Genomic DNA, 15,026 nt, shown 5'->3' on the forward strand with positions numbered 1-15,026 from the left:
AATATATAACACCGTTGTATGCAACAGCGTTATATAATCGTGTAAAATACGCCGTATAAATGCAACCCGACTTACCCGAAACCTATTACCTCGATAACGTACTCACCCTGTTTGACCACGTTACCCGTGTCTACGCGGACCTGCTCGAAAAACAGCAACTCGAGTTCCTGCAAGGTTTCGCAGCCCTCGGCAGGGACGCAAAAATGCTCTTTATCCGTTTGCAGAATCGCAGCCCTAACTGGTATCGCGCGGACAAGCTTGCCTACCGCGAAATCGATTCAATCGATGCAGCAATCGCTGAACTCGCCGAACAGGGCTTTCTCGAGGTCAATGGTGAAATCGATCATCCAACTCTGTTATCGCTCTACACGATGCCGGAACTGCGCGCAATCATGACTGACGATTCGAGCTTGAAACAGTTGAAACGAGCCGAACTTGAACAGGCGCTGCTGGAAAGTGACGACGATGTGTTTTTCGAGCAGCTGAGAAAAAGAGATACCCTGCTGCAAGTACTGCGTGCAGACGAATACCTGCTTTGCCAAATGCTTTTCTTCGGTAACCTGAACCAGTCGATGACCGATTTCGTTTTACGCGACCTCGGCATGTATCAATTCGAAAGCTATAGCATCGACACTGAACACCGGCCTTACCGCAGTACGCTTGAGATCCAGCAACACTGGATGCTCTACCAGCTGGAGACCCTGTTCGAACTGAGTGATAAAACAGACCGCTCCGTTTTGACAGAACTGACCGCTATGATTCCACCCGATATCGAACCGCTGTCACCAGCCTATCGCAAATGTCAGCAACTGCGTTACCAGGTTGCTCGTCAACTGGAACGCATCGGCACATTATCCGAGGCGCTTGAGCAATACCGTCAATGCTCGTTGCCTCCGGCCCGCGAACGCATCGCCCGTATCCACGATCAACAGGGCCGTCCTCAGGATGCGTTGGATCAGTGTATGCAAATCATCGAGCAACCGATCGATGAAGAGGAACTGCAGTTTGCAAGCATGTTTGCCGGACGACTGATAAAACGACATGGTTTCGAAACGCAGGAATCCATCGAGTCTCTGGCCATCACTCACCAGCCCGAAATTATCGAGCTCCCGCTGGCACCGCATGACTCGGTCGAAATCGCGGTGGCCGAGTATTATGTCAGCCTCGATGATGCCGACAGTTGCTACTATGTTGAAAACAGTATTTTTAACGGCGTTCTCGGCCTGCTGATCTGGGAGGCCGTATTTGCGCCGTTGCCGGGTGCTTTTTATAACCCGTTTCAATATCGTCCCGCCGATTTCTACGAGCATGATTTCTGTGCCAGGCGCCAGGATTTACTGGCGCAAACCTGGACATCGATCAGTAGTAATGACGACATCTGGCGCATCGTCTCGAAGCGATGGGTAGAAAAACAGGATTTAATGAATCCGCTCGTCAACTGGCAGAGTCTCGATCTTGATCTGATCGAACTTGCGCTCGAGCGAATTGACTATCAGCACTGGACAGCCATATTCAAGCGCATCTTGCGCGACCTGCGCAACAACCGTAGCGGTTTCCCGGACCTGGTGCGTTTCCCGCCCGCGGGTGGTTATTGCCTGATCGAGGTTAAAGGACCGGGCGACAGCCTGCAAAAGAACCAGCGGCGCTGGATGCAGTATTTTCACGAACATGGGATACCACACCAGTTAGCCCGGGTCACATGGCAGACGCACTGAAAATCGGGGTGCGTGAACTGGTTGAGTTCTGTTGTCGCGACGGCGACCTTGGTTATGACAGCGCACCTTCAATCAAGGCACTGGATGGATTACAGACGCATCAGAAAATCCAGAGGCATTACCGGGCTGATGCCGAATCCGAGGTTTCGGTCAGGCTTTTGACCCGGATCGATAACCGTGACATCGAACTCGGCGGTCGAGTCGATCTGCTGTTTGCCGACGAGTCACCCCCGCGCATCGAAGAAATTAAAACCGTTTATGCGCACCTTGCGGTCGATTCAGAAGACGCGCTGCACTGGGCGCAGCTCAAATGCTACGGTGCCTGCTATGCACGCGAACACCAGCTTGACGAGGTAAATCTCAGTCTCAACCTCGTTACCCTGTTCAAGCGACATGAACAGCGTCACAGCAAAATTTTCTCGCACAGCGAACTGGAGACCTTTGTTGAGCATACATTAAAGCGCTACCTGCAATGGTATCGCCTGGTCGAGACGCAACGGGAAAACACACGCAAACAGGCACAGCAACTGGCTTTTCCATTTGCCAGGTTTCGCAACCAGCAACGCGGGCTCGCGGCCGAGGTCTACCGCGCGATCCAGCATCAACAACGTCTGGTTGTCGAGGCACCGACAGGTTCCGGCAAGACCATCAGCACCCTGTTTCCGGCAATCAAGGCGATTGGTGAAAATCAATGCGACCAGGTCATTTACCTGTCAGCCAAGGTTTCAGGACAGCAGCAGGCGGTAACCGCACTCAAATTGATCAGTACCGACGTTTCCTACCTGGTCATACAGGCCAAGGCGCGCAGTTGCCCCTGTAACTTTGACGATAATGAAATTGACGACGAGGGCCGCTGTCGACGCTGCCTGGGATTTTTCGAACGTCTGCCCGCAGCCCGGGAGCAACTGTTTCGAATGCGTAAAATCGGCGTCAGCCAGCTCCAGGCGACCGCCGAGGAATACTGCCTATGTCCCTTCGAGCTGGCACTGCAAATGTTACCCTGGGTCGATATCGTTATCTGTGACTTTAACTATGTTTTCGACCCGCTGGTACAGCTGGGATACTTCAGGACCAACCAGCGACGCAAGCTATTGTTGATTGACGAGTTGCACAACCTGGTTGATCGGGCGCGCTCAATGTACTCGGCAAGCCTGACCCGCGCACAAATCAAAAAAGCGATTGCGGCCGACAATAGCTGCCAGATTTCAGAGGCTCTCAAATCGATGCAGCAGGCGCTCGATCGCGAACTACGCGGTCTGGATGAGGACGAATCCATATCCAGCCAGATGCCGGCGGATCTGCTGCGGGCCAGCCAACGCTTCGGCGAAAAACTGGGTTTCGATGTCTTCGCCAACAAGCGTATCGCCAGCGAGACGCTGGAAATCGCCAAGGCGGTTTTCCGCTTTCAAAGTATTAGTCAACTCTATGACCTGCACCATCGAACGCTTGGCTACAAACCCCTGAAGACGCGCGAACTGAAGCTGCTCTGCCTGAATGCATTCGAGTACCTGCAGCAATGTTATCCTCTGTTTCACGCGGTCTGCGGTTTTTCCGCGACCCTGACACCTACCCGCTATTTTCAGCAGGCGCTCGGGCTCGACGATAACTGCAAGAGCCTGGTGCTGGAATCATCGTTCCCGGAAAAAAATCTCTCGGTTTGTGTTGGCGTTTACGTGGACACGCGTTACCGTGAGCGCGAGCGCTACATCGACGTCATCTGCGAATCAATCGAGCGCTGTTGCTGCGCCCGTCCCGGCAACTATCTGGTTTTCTTTTCGGCATACCATTTCATGCAGCAGGTTCACGATCGATTTAGCCAGCTCTATCCCGATACCACCACGCTGTTGCAACAGCGCGAATTCGACGACGACGCACAGCAACAGTTTCTGTCCCGGTTTTTCGGTGCAGACGAACAGCTGGGCTTTGCCATCATGGGTGGACGTTTTGCCGAGGGTATCGACTACCGCGGCAATGCCCTGATCGGCGCGATTATTGTGGGCGTTGGTTTACCCCAGGCCAACAGCGAGCAACAGTTGATACAACAGGATTTCGAGACGCTGGAACTCGATGGATTCGACTATGCGTTTCGATTCCCGGGCCTGATCCGGGTCAAGCAAAGTGCGGGCCGGGTTATTCGCGATGAACAGGATCGAGGGGTTGTGGTATTGCTCGATCGACGATTCCAGCAACCCGGTTATGCCCGCTATCTACCAGCCCACTGGCATCCAACCTATTGCAACGATCCGGTTTCACTGGAACAATCCCTGCTGAGGTTCTGGGATAACCTGGAGGATTGCAATGCCCCAGATTGAAATTCAGAAAACAGATATCACCAGGCTTGACGTCGATGCAATCGTTAACGCCGCGAATAACAGCCTCGCCGATGGTGCCGGCGTGTGCGGCGCGATCCACAGCGCAGCCGGACCCGGGCTTCTCGCCGAGTGCCAGACGCTGGGTGGTTGTGAAACCGGCGAAGCAAAAATATCTGCGGGCTACAATTTACCGGCAAAACACGTTATTCACGCGGTAGGACCGGTATGGCAGGAAGGCAGCAACAACGAGGCCGAATTACTCGCGAACTGTTATCGCAACAGTATCCTGCTTGCCGAACAGCAAGGCCTCAAAAGCATCGCTTTCCCGGCCATCTCTTGCGGAATATACGGTTACCCGATCGATCAGGCCGCGATTATCGCAATCGAATCCACTCTCAAAACGTTGCACCAGTGTGAGCACGTCGAGCACGTGATCTTTGCCTGCTTTTCAGACGATATCGAGGCTGCATTAATCCAGGTCGCCTCGCACCACGCACTCTAGACCCTAGATTTCCATTTTCTGGTAGACGCTATTGAGCTTATCGCGCATGCTTTGTTCGCGGTCGACGCGCGTGCCGACACGCAGCGTGCTGTTACAGCGAGGTGCGCCCATCTCGTGCATTTTCTCATGGCATTGCCTGACCGCGGCCATGACCTTGTCCCAATCACCCTCGACATTGGTGCCCCAGGCATGCATTTCATGATTCAGTCCCGCCGCCTCGAAGATCCGCTGGCACGCGACCACGTACTTCGATACCGAAACGCCGACATCCATCGGCACCACGCAAATATCAATCATGACATTCATCGACAAATCTCCCGTCAAATGTCCGCGATAATACACCATTCCCCGCTACCCTCAGAAAACTCCCTGATAACCTTCGAACGCCATTTCAAGGGATATGCATCGCAAAAGGCGCTCCCAACCATGGAATCGCTTGGAGCGCGGCGTCCCTGCCGCGCTACACTTTTGCGATGCATATCCCTTGAAATGTCTCGATAATCAGGAGGCAACCGATGAAGCCCGTTGAGACGTAAAGGCTGGGTGCCGAAAAAGGACTGATTTTAAAGGGTCAGGCCGCAGGGACGCGGCCTGTGGCGAGTCGAGACATGGATGTCGAGTCTCGCCTTGCCCTTTATAATCAGTCCTTTTTCGGGAAGCCGCAGGCCACCCAGCCAGTCTCAACGGGCTTCATCGGTTGCCTTTGGTTGAATCGCGACGTCCAAGATATGTAAGGTTTAATTTATCGCTTGGTAGCTACTGGTAGCCGGTGAGTTCCATGTAACCGACGCCGGCGGGATTGCCCTGTTCGTCTTCGACCAGCACCACGCCCTCCCAGTAGGGAATACTGGTACCCATCCACTGCTGATCGTAGAGTGGCCGAATCTGCCATCTGCGCTGAAGATCGGGCAGGGACAGCTGCCACTCCAGCGGCAACTCAAGCGACTCGTTGGTGCCGCTGGCGACAGTGCCGATCCGGGTTGAACTCAGATCGATCGCGCTGCGTCCCAGTAGCTGGGTACCACTGTGCGGGCTGATCCAGTTGCCACTGATCCAGTGCTCGCCATCGTCGTGTCGCAACTGGTAAACCATGAGCTTGTGGCCATCGTTCAAATGCAGCGAGAACCAGTCCCAGCCCTGCTGATTCTCGGCCAGCGCCTGCGAACTCCACTCACGATCGAGCCAGCCCTGACCTGCCAGCTCAATTTTCTCATCCCTCCCGGTCACCGTGCCGCTCACTTTAATATGCGGTTGGCTGTAGTAATAACTCGCCTGTCCCTGGGCCGATTTCTGGCTATAGCCATCAATACCGTTCAGCGCCAGCTCCCCGGTGGCTTCAAGAGCTAATACGACCTGGCGTTCGTCGATCGTGAAATTGAGCTCCGCCGGAAACAGTGCTGCGCCGGTCGATCGCCACTGCCAATCATCCATCCAGGCATTAAAATAGCCGTCATGACTGATGCGCGTAACTCCGGCCTGACCAATCCCGCCGCGCGCGAAACGCTGCTCATGAAAATGGCCTTCAGGTGTAGTTATGGCGGCATGTGCCATCCAGATCTGCTTACTGTGCCAGCCGCTACCGGTTTTATCAGGGCTCAGTGACTGCCGAAACAGGGTCCACTGCAGGCCCCAGTGCCGACCATCTCGATCCACCAGGTTCGCGGTCAAATACCACCATTCAATTCGATAGTCCGGGTGCGCACCATGATCCCGCGGAAACTCCAGCGTCCTGCCAGGCGTCACCTGGGCATACCCGAGTCCCTGTTCGCGCAGGTCGCCAAGCACATCCTGGGCCCCGGCTGCGTGGCCAAACAGCACCAGGCATAGCAGCATGATGAGACGCATCAAACCGTTTCCCCAAGCTGCGCCAGTGCGAGCGGCATCTGCCGTCGCCATTGAATTGAAACCACCAGCAGGGTCACTGCACAGATCAGGAAAACAACCACGGCAAGCAGCAGTGCCGGTTCGATCTTCCACACCAGCGGCATGCTCCAGCCAAAACTGATGATGTTGAGCTTGTGAATCAGGATCCAGCTCAGCAATGCACCGAGTGGAATCGACAGTAGCCAGACGACTGCACAAAAAACCAGCAGCGGTGTTGCTACCAGCAACAATTGTTCAAACTGGTGCAGGCCAAGTGCTCGCCACTGCGCAAATTGCGGTAGTCGTTCGTGCAGAATTGCGAGTAAGGATGCCAGCAACGCAATCGCCGCAACAATCATGGTCAATAAATTCATAGCCGCGGTGATGGCGAAGGTGCGGTCGAAGATACCAATCGACAGCAGGCGAATTTGAGCCTGCGAAATCCAGTCGCCCGGTTGTGCGCCGAGCGCTCTCAGGCTCTCCTCCGCCTGCTGCATCGCTTTACTGTTGCGCGGGTTCAACCACAACGCGATACCGCGTGAGTAGTAGTGACTCCAGTTACCGGCAACCACGCTATAGGGCAGGTAGAACTGAAAATAAGGATTACCGTAGTCATAGAAAACACCAACCACTTCGTATTCCTGCGGCCCATTGTCGGTCGGCAGCACGACGTTTTCACCGATCTCTACCCCGGCCAGGAAATGCACCTGTTCGTTAATCAGTACCTTGCCCGGTTGTTCGCGCCAGGTCTGTCGTGCCGATGCGGCCGAGTCACCCTGCCACCGGGACAGTGGCAATTCCTGGCTGTCCGTGGCGCGTGGGTCGATGCCGCGAATCAGCGCCGGGCGATCGCGCCAGCGCGTGCTGATCCCGATACGATGGTGGCTGTCGACGAGCCAGTCAGCATTCGTTGCCGAAGGTTTGAGCATCTGGTAACTCACACCCGGTGTGCGCAGATAGATATCGGCGCTTTGACGCACTTCCAGCCAACCAACAAAGGCATCGCGAAAGCTGTCAACCAGGCTGTCAACACCGAGATTTGCGGTCAGTGCCAGCAGTAACGCCATCATTGCGCTGCGTAATGCCGGTAGCTGGGACCAGCCATCGCTCACCATCCAGCGCGCCAGCAAATAACGCTGTGGTAACAGTAGGGCGACGAGGCTTAACGCCCGGGCGAGCAGGAACGGCAGAATCCAGGCCGCGGCAAATAAAATCATGCCGAGGACCACGAATCCCTGGGTAACGGTCTCAATCTGCGCATACACAATCCAGGCAAGGCAGGCCAGTACCAGGGCACTGATCGCAAGCCGGCCGCGAGCGGTCTTCTCGTCCGCGAGCATCGCGTCGGTACTCCCTGCCTCGAGGCTGGAGCGGCGTAACTGGCGGTAAAGCGGCCAGGCCAGCGCCCAGACGAGTCCGATCAGGGTTATGCTCCAGGCCTGCAACAGCGACCACGTACTCAATCCCAGGTCCGCATCCACGGTTGCGTCGTAGAGACTCTGCAGGCTGGCGCCAAGACCGGGCAGCAGCGCATGCGCCAGCACTACCCCGAGTACAAATCCAAGCGCGGTCCCGAGCAGGCTCCACAGTAGCGTCTCGAACAGGATCGCGGTCGCTAAATGACGCAGATCACAGCCCATTAGGCGCAGATCCAGCAGGGTCGTACGCCGGTACCAGAGCGAAAAACGGACCGCGTTGAAGACAATGAAGAGCCCGACCGCAAACGACAGCAAGCTCATCGCGGTCAGGTGAGTATGCAGGCTCGCGGTCAGCTCCTGCAGATCCAGGTGCTGCTGATTTTCAACCAGTTCGAGATGGTCGGACAGGCGGGCTGCAAGCCGCGCATATTCGGCTGCTGTGATCTCGCCCACGCTCAGATAGCTAAAACGGTCCGAGCCGGACAGCGACATCGCCGCTCCGATATCGACCAGCACGCGACGACCCTGCTGCTCGCGTGCCTGGATCAATGCGGGCGGTAACTGCCTCCCATCGCGCAGTTCGAGCCGCGCGCCCGGTTCGAGATTAAGCTCGGCGGCCAGTGCTGCCGGCACCCAGGCACGATACGGAGGTTGTACGAATTCGAGCCAGCTTCGCGAAAAATCCTGCGTCGATTGCTCGCTATCGAAGACATCGCCGGGTAACGCCAGCAAATCAGTCGCTATCAAGCTGATCGACACGCCTGCAGCGGTGCTGACCTCGAGCTCGATAATCGGGAAGACCTGGCGAAAACCGGCACGACGCAGCTCGATATAGGTTGCCTGGTCGATACCCTCGTCCCGCCGATTGCGAATCCAGTAGCTCGCTTGCGCGCCCAGCAGGTTCTGTGCCTGCTGGTAACTCGTTTCAGCATGCTGGTTGATAATTTGCACCGCCGACCACAGCCCCACGCCTGCAACCAGGCCAATCGTCAGGAACAGCGTTTGCCAGGGATGCCGCCAGTAGTGGCTCAGCAACGCCTTCAGTATCCAGTAAAATCCGAAATTCATTCAACCTCTGTCAGCCTGCCGTTATGCAGCCAAACCTGTCGATCCATAAACTCGGCCATCGCCTGGCTGTGGGTCACCATTAACAGGCTGCTGCCGGCCTGCCTGACCAGGTCACTGAATAGTCCCATGACTTCGAGACTGGAATTCTCATCAAGGTTACCGGTGGGCTCATCGGCCAACACCAGCTGTGGCTTGTGCAACAGTGAACGCGCGATGGCTACGCGCTGCTGCTGACCTCGAGACAACTGGTGCGGGTACTTGTCAACCTGGTCACCCAACCCCAGGCGATCAATCAATTCCGCTTCATATCGGTTATCGAACCGTTGGCACAGGGCCGCCTGGAAACGGATATTATCCAGGATCGACAGCGTCGATATCAGGTGAAACTGCTGGAACACCAGGCTCATTTGTGAACGCCGCAACGCAGCCAGCACTGATTCCGGATCCGAGTGAACCCGGTACCCGGCAAAGTGGATCTCGCCGCTGTCGGGCCGATCGAGACCTGCGATCAGGTGTAGCAAGGTTGACTTGCCGCTGCCGCTCTCACCGAGCAGGGCCACCGAAGAAGACGTGCTCATTTCAAACTGGAGCTGATGCAGTACGTCTTGCCTGACATCGGCGTAATGGTAGGACTTGCACAGGTTCTTGATCGAAAGCATGGCCATTGATGCTAACCGAATTTATCAGGACACAATACCTAATATTACGATTTCAGGCCGGTAATGGATTTGCAAATGGATTCAAGTAAACTTGTCCCGCATCCAGGGGGTATTCATGACCGCGATATGTGAAATCAAGGATTTACAGAAACTGGCGCGGCGGCGCGTACCGCGAATGTTCTACGAGTACGCGGATTCCGGCTCGTGGACGCAGTCAACCTATCACGCCAACGAGACCGACTTTCAGGAAATCAAGCTGCGGCAACGCGTCGCCGTGGACATCACGGATCGCTCGGTAAAAACTGAAATGATCGGGCAGGCGGTCGCCATGCCTGTGGCACTGGCACCGGTCGGTTTAACCGGCATGCAGCATCCCGATGGCGAGATCAAGGCGGCTCGCGCTGCCGAGCGCTTCGGCGTGCCGTTTACCCTGTCAACCATGAGCATCTGTTCCATCGAGGATGTTGCCGAACACACCAGCAAACCCTTCTGGTTTCAACTTTACGTCATGAAAGATCGCGACTTTATCGGGCGCCTGATCGATCGTGCAAAGGATGCCGGTTGCAGCGCACTGATGCTGACACTGGACCTGCAAATATTGGGACAACGGCATAACGACGTCCGCAATGGATTAAGTGCACCGCCCAAGCCCACGTTGAATGCGGCACTGCAAATCATCAGTCGACCACGCTGGTGCCTGAATATGCTGACCACCAGGCGTCACTCGTTCAGAAACATCGTCGGCCACGCGAAGGGTGTCGGCGACCTGTCTTCACTCTCCTCCTGGACCGCGGAACAGTTTGACCCGAAGTTATCCTGGCAGGATATTGACTGGATCAAGGAACGCTGGGGCGGGAAACTGATTATCAAGGGTATCCTCGACCCTGAAGACGCACGCATGGCGGCAAAAGCCGGTGCAGATGCAATCATCGTCTCCAACCACGGCGGGCGCCAGCTGGACGGCGCTCGATCCTCGATCAGCGCGCTGCCCGAAATCGTCGATGCGGTCGGCGGCGACATCGAGGTCCATTTCGATGGCGGCATTCGCTCCGGGCAGGACGTACTGAAAGCGCTTTGCCTGGGCGCGAAAAGCACCTATATCGGACGTGCCTTTGTTTATGGCCTTGGTGCCAGGGGCGAAGCCGGTGTCGACCAGGTACTCGACATCATTTACCGTGAGCTCGACACCACCATGGCCCTGTGCGGCGAACGCCTGGTACAAAATCTCGGCCACCACAACCTCCTCAACCCCCCAACCTAATCCCGATACAACCACCGGCGCGGCCATTGGGTGTCTGTTGCGGGACGCTGCGCGACAGGGATGTCGCGCGCGAGCCTACATGGACGTATTTACGGCGTTCCCGCAACAGACACCCAATGGCCGCGCCTCTTTCAATCAGGGTAGTAAAAGGACGTTATAACTATTTAAGTTCGAAAATCTCCAAAAAATCAAACCTGATGCTACTGGATCTTAGGGACTGCCAGACGAGTATGAAGCTACCCCGGGGGAGAGCTCGCAAAAGTGTAGCGCGGCAGAGATGCCGCGCTCCAAGCGATCCCATGGATGGGCCAACTGGCGCTTGCGCCAGTTGGGAGCGTCTTTTGCGAGCTTTCCCCCGGGGTAGCATTGGATAATGCCAGATGCAGGTTCTGTGAATACTGCAGGTTATCTTTGGTCGCGGGCGCGCAGGTCGATGCGACGGACCTTGCCGGTGGTGGTCATGGGCAGACTATCGATGAATTCGACTTCGCGCGGATACTCGTGCGCAGATAGACGTTCGCGCACCGATTGCTGGATCTCGCGCGCAAGCTCGGGGCTTGCCGCATAATCCTTGCCCAGGACCACGAAGGCCTTGACAATTTCACCCCGTAACTCGTCCGGCTTGCCAACCACTGCAGCCTGTAACACGGCCGGATGCCGCAACAGCGAATCCTCGATTTCTCCGGGCCCGATGCGATAGCCTGCACTGTTGATAACGTCATCCTTGCGCCCGACAAACCACAGGAATCCATCTTCATCACGGTAACCGACGTCCCCGGTGCGAAACCAGTTTGCAGATATTTTGGCCCGTGTTGCCTCCGGGTTCTTCCAATATCCCAAAAACATGACCGGGTCATCGCACCAGGCAGCAAGCTCACCCTCTTTGCCATCGGGCACGACATTACCATTCTCATCGATCACATCTACGCGATGACCGGGGTACGGCTTACCCATCGACCCAGGCCTGGGTGGCATTATCGCCGAGCAATTTCCCACGATGTAGTTAAATTCAGTCTGTCCCCACATTTCGTTTATCGTCAAATCGAGAGCATCGCGGCCCCAGTGAATCAGTTCCTCGCCTACCTGTTCACCGGCACTCATAATCGCTCGTAATTTCAAGTTATAACGCGTCTTGAGGTCAGGCAACACGCGCAGCATTTTCAGTGCGGTCGGGGGAATAAAGGTATTGGTGACCGCGTAGTCGCGCATCAGCCTGCATGCCCGCTCGGCATCGAAACCGCCACCCTCGTAGGCCACGATCGGCATGCCATAGTTCAGCGCAGGCAGCAAGGCATCCCAGAGACCACCCGTCCACGCCCAATCAGCCGGTGTCCAGAACACGTCACCCGCCTTTGGGAAAAAGTTTTGTGACATTTCGAAGCCGGTAAAATTACCGATTACCGCTCGATGCGCGATCAGCGCGCCCTTGGGCGGTCCCGTGGTTCCGGAGGTATAAATCAGGCAAGCGGGATCATCGGCGCGGGTTTCGATCAATTCGAACTGGTCGGCACCCCTTTCCAGCAGGCTCCAGAATTCAGTTTGAGGATCACCGCATCTACAGCCTATTACAGCCCGTAAATCATCGAGATCAGGCTGTAGTGTGTTTACATCGTCGTAGCGACTGGCATGCACAATGGCCGCGCTGGCACCACTGTCGCGCAACCTGTATTCGAGCGCCTCGGGACCGAACAAAATCGCCAGCGGTAGCGATACCGCGCCGAGCTTGTGGATTGCAAGGTGCGCAATGACGGTCTCGATCGTTTGCGGCAACAGGATCGCAACCCGCTCACCCTGCCCGACACCGACCGCACGCAAGGCATTGGCGAATCGATCAGATAACTGTTTTAGATCAGCAAAACTGTATTTCGCGCGCTGGCCGGCGGCATTTTCATAATAGACGGCAACCTGCTGTGCCCGCTGTCGATGGCGATCACAAACCTGGTAAGCGACATTGATTTTTCCAGGAATCGACCAACGAAACTCCCGTCGAATGGCATCAAAATCGGTTGCCGTGGGGTCGATTAGCCGCATTAATCCGGTAAAGATAAAAATTTCATAATACCGCAACATTGCCCAAATCACAGTTGAGATAACCCGATATCGGGACTATAAGCTAGGGTAATTCTATGAATTTAAATTAAGACACTGATAATAATGTAGAATTTTCCTCTCATTCTGCTAAAAATAATCTGTGAGAAGCGCTTCGGGCGGTAGGGATTATGAACAATTACGAAGACTGGGCACTACTTGTTGCAAAAAAATTAAAAGGCGAAGCCGATTTAATTGCAGCAATCGAAAAAGATGAACTGGAAGATACGGCCGCGACTGAAGCGTTTGTGCAAGCCGTTTTAAAGCCGTTCGTGCCTGAAAATTACGGCATTGGCTCAGGCCGAATTGTCGATGCTTTCGGCAACTACTCGGATCACCTGGAAGTTGTCGTCTACAACCGCGACTTCCCGCGCATCGGCATGCGGGGCACCCACAATGCATACATTTACGAATCGGTGCTTGCAACATTTTCGATCAGGGCCAAGTTTATCCGCAAAACCTTCTTCGAATCTCTCAATGCCTGCGCCTCGTTGGCACAGCTTGAAACCAACATTGATAAAACCCTGTTGATCAAGCTTGCCAAGAAAAACGGTTTAAAACCCGGTCCCAACAAGAAGTTTTTCCACGCGGATCCGTTGCGGACCGCACGTTTTGAACTCATCGGCAGACCGCCGGGATTTGTCTTCGGCTTCAGTGGAATCAAGAATAGCCACCGACAACTCAAGGAAAATATAGAACTCTGGCTCAGCCATCGCGAGGACGAAGGACTCGACACATCGATGAAATGCCTGCCTGCCGTTATTGCTACCCAGGGCTGCTTTGCCTGGCGAAACGCAGCACCGCTGGCGCTGAGTAACCGCGAGATGATGGGCATTGGCAACGATGATGCACCGATCAGGTTAATCGTGCTGCAACTGCTGTACCTGCTGAATCGACGCTTGCACGTCACCGCTGACGGTTACGGATTAAAACCCAACCTGAATGCCTACCTGAGCCAGTTTTCGGCACCAAAGTTTGAAATCGGTGTTGGCACCGCCGTCGACCCCAGGGAAAAGCTCAAGGCAGCACGCGATACGATGCGTTTCGAGCCAGCAAGAGACCACACACTAATAGCGGCAAAGCTTGAAGCGGCAGCACAAATCAAGAAATCCGAACCACCGGTAGCTCCAATAGAAACCGCCGCAAAGCAGGAAATTCCCGAACCACTGGTAAAGGAAAAGGAATTTTTCGCGAAGCAGGAAATCTCAGAGCCTCCGGTAAAGGAAAGGGAAGTTGTCGCGAAGCAGGAAATCCCAGAGCCTCCGGTAATAGAAAAGGAAGTCGCTGCTCCGGTGAAGGAAATCAAGCCAGCGGCAACACTGGCAGCGGTTACTGAGAAACCGTCACCTGTTGCACCTGCCCTGGCCCCAGCCCCGACCCCAACCGCCGAAGCACCACCAGCCCCCGAACCACAGGATTCCACTCCAGCGCCGGCGGCCGAGGCAGCCGTATTTGACAAACCATCGCCTTTCGCGTCGGCGCCATCTCCGTCTGTGGATAAAACAGAAGCTCCAACAGAGCCTAAATCGGCCACAGGGTCAGGCGTTTTTGACAAACCTTCACCCTTCGCATCCGCGCCGGTTCCACCGGCTGAGGAAGCGAAACCGGAGACACCGCGCCCTGCTGCTCGAGCCTCATCGCTGGGATCAGCACCGATCCCAATTTCGGGTTCGGCGCCGGCCTCTGGTACCCCGCCTGCAACTCCATTGGGATCAGCACCGATTCCGATGTCAGGTTCGGCACCAGCCACTGAAAATGCACCTGCAGCGGCACCGTTAGGATCGGCACCCATTCCGCCAAGCGAACCCAACATTGCCAAAGTAATTCCCCCTAAACCGCCGGTCGATTTCAATCTCGGGTCAGAGACCGAGGCACTGGAAGACAAGGTCCAGGCCGAAGAAGATGAATTTGAAAATACAGTGATTATTCCGCCCAATGCCGGCGCTTCCAGCAACGTAGCGGCAAAAGATTCCACCAACGCTTTCATCGCCCGTGTCAAAGAGCAACTGTCATCGCCCGAAACGGAGTCAGAAAACAAGCAGGATTCATTTAGCTCGACCATCCCGCAGTAATCCCTTTTTCCTGGCGGGTGAAAGCCCGTTTGAGGGACATTCAACTGCAGGCTTAACCTCGAATTGAT

Annotated in this window: 10 protein-coding genes; 5 read left to right on the plus strand and 5 right to left on the minus strand. The window is 55.4% G+C overall.

Annotated features, from left to right (window positions below; translation table 11 throughout):
- Positions 1 to 59: 59 nt before the first annotated feature.
- From OES20_02270 to OES20_02280, 3 genes are read left to right on the plus strand one after another with little or no spacing between them, the layout of a single operon-like run.
- Entirely contained in the window at positions 60 to 1,715 is a 1,656-nt protein-coding gene (locus OES20_02270; protein ID MDH3633507.1) for a VRR-NUC domain-containing protein, read from the plus strand.
- A complete protein-coding gene (locus OES20_02275; protein ID MDH3633508.1) occupies positions 1,700 to 4,027 on the plus strand; it encodes an ATP-dependent DNA helicase in 2,328 nt (775 codons plus the stop codon). The genes OES20_02270 and OES20_02275 overlap by 16 nt, the downstream gene beginning before the upstream one ends.
- Complete coding sequence (locus OES20_02280) at positions 4,014 to 4,529, plus strand: O-acetyl-ADP-ribose deacetylase (GenBank protein MDH3633509.1); 516 nt, start codon at positions 4,014 to 4,016, stop codon at positions 4,527 to 4,529. The genes OES20_02275 and OES20_02280 overlap by 14 nt, the downstream gene beginning before the upstream one ends.
- Before the next feature lie 3 nt (positions 4,530 to 4,532).
- On the opposite strand, the gene OES20_02285 is transcribed toward OES20_02280, so the two are convergent.
- The 4 genes from OES20_02285 to OES20_02300 all read right to left on the minus strand — a co-directional run bounded on the left by OES20_02285 (position 4,533) and on the right by OES20_02300 (position 9,537).
- On the minus strand, positions 4,533 to 4,835 hold the full coding sequence (locus OES20_02285; protein MDH3633510.1) for an MTH1187 family thiamine-binding protein: 303 nt from the start codon (positions 4,833 to 4,835) through the stop codon (positions 4,533 to 4,535).
- Between the two features lie 450 nt (positions 4,836 to 5,285).
- Positions 5,286 to 6,374, minus strand: coding sequence for a carotenoid 1,2-hydratase (locus OES20_02290; GenBank protein ID MDH3633511.1), 1,089 nt, complete (start codon positions 6,372 to 6,374; stop codon positions 5,286 to 5,288).
- Complete coding sequence (locus OES20_02295; GenBank protein ID MDH3633512.1) at positions 6,374 to 8,878, minus strand: ABC transporter permease; 2,505 nt, start codon at positions 8,876 to 8,878, stop codon at positions 6,374 to 6,376. Before OES20_02295 ends, OES20_02290 begins: the two co-directional genes overlap by 1 nt.
- Positions 8,875 to 9,537 (minus strand): ABC transporter ATP-binding protein, encoded by a 663-nt coding sequence (locus OES20_02300; GenBank protein MDH3633513.1) that lies wholly within the window; start codon positions 9,535 to 9,537, stop codon positions 8,875 to 8,877. The genes OES20_02295 and OES20_02300 overlap by 4 nt, the downstream gene beginning before the upstream one ends.
- A gap of 115 nt (positions 9,538 to 9,652) precedes the next feature.
- On the opposite strand from OES20_02300, the gene OES20_02305 reads away from it, so the two are divergent.
- The gene (locus tag OES20_02305; protein MDH3633514.1) at positions 9,653 to 10,798 is read left to right on the plus strand and encodes an alpha-hydroxy-acid oxidizing protein; all 1,146 of its coding nucleotides are present in this window, start codon (positions 9,653 to 9,655) and stop codon (positions 10,796 to 10,798) included.
- A gap of 405 nt (positions 10,799 to 11,203) precedes the next feature.
- On the opposite strand, the gene OES20_02310 is transcribed toward OES20_02305, so the two are convergent.
- Positions 11,204 to 12,829 carry an AMP-binding protein gene (locus OES20_02310; GenBank protein MDH3633515.1) on the minus strand — a complete coding sequence of 542 codons (1,626 nt, stop codon included), beginning with the start codon at positions 12,827 to 12,829 and terminating at the stop codon, positions 11,204 to 11,206.
- A gap of 188 nt (positions 12,830 to 13,017) precedes the next feature.
- Between OES20_02310 and OES20_02315 the strand changes: the two genes are divergently transcribed.
- A complete protein-coding gene (locus tag OES20_02315; protein MDH3633516.1) occupies positions 13,018 to 14,958 on the plus strand; it encodes a hypothetical protein in 1,941 nt (646 codons plus the stop codon).
- Positions 14,959 to 15,026 lie beyond the last annotated feature (68 nt).

It is taken from the genome of Gammaproteobacteria bacterium (assembly GCA_029862005.1).
In the GTDB taxonomy this organism is placed as follows: Bacteria; Pseudomonadota; Gammaproteobacteria.

Excerpts from the sequence above, each read along its gene's own strand:
- OES20_02270 (MDH3633507.1), top strand. The coding sequence starts at position 60 with ATGCAACCCGACTTACCCGAAACCTATTACCTCGATAACGTACTCACC.
- OES20_02275 (MDH3633508.1), top strand. The coding sequence starts at position 1,700 with ATGGCAGACGCACTGAAAATCGGGGTGCGTGAACTGGTTGAGTTCTGT.
- OES20_02280 (MDH3633509.1), top strand. The coding sequence starts at position 4,014 with ATGCCCCAGATTGAAATTCAGAAAACAGATATCACCAGGCTTGACGTC.
- OES20_02285 (MDH3633510.1), bottom strand. The coding sequence starts at position 4,835 with ATGAATGTCATGATTGATATTTGCGTGGTGCCGATGGATGTCGGCGTT.
- OES20_02290 (MDH3633511.1), bottom strand. The coding sequence starts at position 6,374 with ATGCGTCTCATCATGCTGCTATGCCTGGTGCTGTTTGGCCACGCAGCC.
- OES20_02295 (MDH3633512.1), bottom strand. The coding sequence starts at position 8,878 with ATGAATTTCGGATTTTACTGGATACTGAAGGCGTTGCTGAGCCACTAC.
- OES20_02300 (MDH3633513.1), bottom strand. The coding sequence starts at position 9,537 with ATGCTTTCGATCAAGAACCTGTGCAAGTCCTACCATTACGCCGATGTC.
- OES20_02305 (MDH3633514.1), top strand. The coding sequence starts at position 9,653 with ATGACCGCGATATGTGAAATCAAGGATTTACAGAAACTGGCGCGGCGG.
- OES20_02310 (MDH3633515.1), bottom strand. The coding sequence starts at position 12,829 with ATGCGGCTAATCGACCCCACGGCAACCGATTTTGATGCCATTCGACGG.
- OES20_02315 (MDH3633516.1), top strand. The coding sequence starts at position 13,018 with ATGAACAATTACGAAGACTGGGCACTACTTGTTGCAAAAAAATTAAAA.